Raw genomic sequence first — 2,503 nt, forward strand, 5'->3', positions numbered from 1 at the left:
CCAGCGCCAGCCCCAGGCCCGCGCTGGTGAGGTAATCGTCGTTGCTGATCGACTGCCCGGGCCGGTAGGGAAAGGCCGCGCCGTGGTCCAGGAAAACCAGTCCCTGCACCGTGGGCACCAGCGCCGCCTGCTCCTGCGCCGAAGGCGCCTTCAGCAACTGGCGCAACTCCAGGCCCACAGAGTAGCCATCGCGTCCGGTGAGCAGGCCTTCGGAGAAGCCGCGCACGGAATACAGGCCACCCACCTGAAACTGCTCACCTGCAGGCAGGATGCGCGAGAACGAATGCTGCAGACCGGCGCGGGTGAGCAGCTGCGTGCGCTCGCCCACGTGGTCGACGCGGCTGGCCTGGCCCCGGAAATAGGCGAAATGCTGCTCGCCGCCCAAGGCCTTGGTGCCGATGTTCAGGCTGCCGTCCAGCGACCAGGCCCGGCGCTCGTCGCGCGCCTGGCCGCGCACACCCAGCGCCAACACGTTCAGGTCCACATCGCTTTGGGTGATGCCACCAAAGCGGCTGAGCGAGTTGCGCGCCGAAAAGCGCCCATAGGCCGCCCACTGCCCGTTCAAGTCCACCGCAAACGGCTGGCTCAGCCCCAGCGAGAAGTCTTTGGAACGCCCGGTGATGTCCAGCGGCTCAAACGGCCCGTCGACGATCTTGATCCGGCCCTGGGTGTAGGCGATGTCCAGACGCAAATCGTCCCGCGACACCGGTACCGAATAGCTCAGGCCATAGCTCTTCGCGCCCTGGCTCCCGTTGACCACCACTTGCATGCTGTCGTGCACGCCCAGCAGGTGGTTGGCCCGAAACACCAGGCCCACGCGCCCTTCTCCCACCGTGTCGCGCCCGGCGTTGTCGGCAAACGTGGTGAGCTGGTAGCGTGGCGTCTCTTGCACGACCAGGGCGATGTCGGTGGTGCCGACCTCGGCCCCGGCCACCACATCGGCGCGCAGCTGGGATTCGTACAAGGCGTTGAAACGCACCAGATCGGCTTCCAGCCGGGTCACCGAGACCAGGTCGCCCGGTTGCTGGTGGATGCGTTCGGTCACAAAACCGGGCTTCAGGTACTGCGCCCCGCTGAGCTGTATGGCGCCCAGGTGCGCCTCGATCAAACGGATTTTGACCACGCCCGCCGCAATGTCTTGCGCCGGCAGAATGGCACGGGCGGTCTGCACGCCCTGCGCTTCATACAGCGCATTCAAGCGGCCCACCGCCGCGAACAAGTCGTTGAGGCTGACCGTGCGGCCCTGCAAAGGCTCCAGCACCGCCGCGATCTGAGCGGGCGTCAGGAGCTCGGAGCGGTCCACTTCAAAGCGGGTCACCGGGATGTTTTTGACATCCGACTGGCCGCCCGGCTGGTCCGCCTGGCCCGGTACGCCGATGGCGGGTGCCTGCGGTGCACGCTTTTCCAGTTGCTGTTGCTGCTCGAAACGTTCGCGGTTGTCTTGATCCAGGCGCTGCACCGCGCCGGGATCGGTCTGGGCGGTGGCGGGAAGGTGGGCGCTGGCGCCCAGCAGGGCGCCCAGCAACACATGGGTGGTTTTTTTCATCACTTGTTTTCTTGTCCGTCTTGTCCGTTTTGTGGGCGCTGGTCCAGGCGGGACAGCTCGCCCAGCCAGTTCGCGCTGACCTTGACCAAGCTGTTGTCGCGGCCGTTGCCAGCCGCACCGGCTTGCGTCGCCAAGGCTTTCTTTTTCAAAGGCTCGTTGCCGTTGCGCAGGGTTTGCAGCGCCGACTCGATCACGCTGACCGCGTTGCCAGGTGGCTGTCCAACGGCGTTGAAATCCGGGTCCTTGGTCAGGATGAAGGCGCCGAAGTTCACCGAGTCGGGTAGCGCATCCAGGCTGAAGCGGCCATCCAGCGTGAACGCGTTGACCGCATAACCCGAGTGCGGTTCGCGGCTCAGCGCGTCGATGCGCGCCCGGTAGGCCGGCATGTTGAAGACCGCGTGGTCCGTGACCAAACCATCCGGCACCTGCAAGCTGGGCGTGCGGGCGGTGATGTCCGCCACGCCGACCCGGAACAGGTCGAAACGCACGCCGCTGTCGGACGCGACCTGCAGATTCACCTGCGCCGACGGGCCACCACCGAGGTCGGAGACCGAAAGCCGCAGCGGGTTCGCCAACGGAGTGGCGCTCACGCTAGCGTCGATCTGGGCGGCTGCGAACGATGCCTCTCCCCCGACTTGCAGTTCCAGCGCAGCGCCGGCACCGATCTGGTCGGGCGCTTGCAGGTGCAAGGCGCCCAGGGCCACGATGTCGGGGCCGGGCGATGCCTGACCCACGATGCTGCCGCTGCCATCGGCACCGGCCGAGACGCTCACCGGCCCCTGGCTGCGCACCTGTCCACCGGCAAACTCAACGTCGTCGTCCGCGCCGAGTTGCACACCCGCATCGGCCTGCACCTGGCCCACGATCTTCATGCTGCCATTGACGGCGTGGAGCTGGAACTCGCCTTGGGTGCTGATGTTGCCCACGCCGCCGGTGCCACCGGTGGAGTTGAGGTAG

2 protein-coding genes are annotated in these 2,503 nt (G+C 66.7%); both read right to left on the bottom strand.

The genetic code is table 11. The features are described 5' to 3' along the window. Nucleotides 1-1,546, bottom strand: a 1,546-nt coding sequence (locus ABYB95_RS21510; RefSeq protein ID WP_372661740.1) for a ShlB/FhaC/HecB family hemolysin secretion/activation protein, incomplete at its 3' end; no start/stop codon positions are given. After that, nucleotides 1,546-2,503: hypothetical protein (locus ABYB95_RS21515; protein ID WP_372661743.1), on the bottom strand; the 958-nt coding region annotated here is incomplete at its 5' end. The genes ABYB95_RS21515 and ABYB95_RS21510, both read right to left, overlap by 1 nt.

Origin of the sequence: Hydrogenophaga sp. (assembly GCF_041633695.1) — a bacterium.
In the GTDB taxonomy this organism is placed as follows: Bacteria; Pseudomonadota; Gammaproteobacteria; order Burkholderiales; family Burkholderiaceae_C; genus Hydrogenophaga.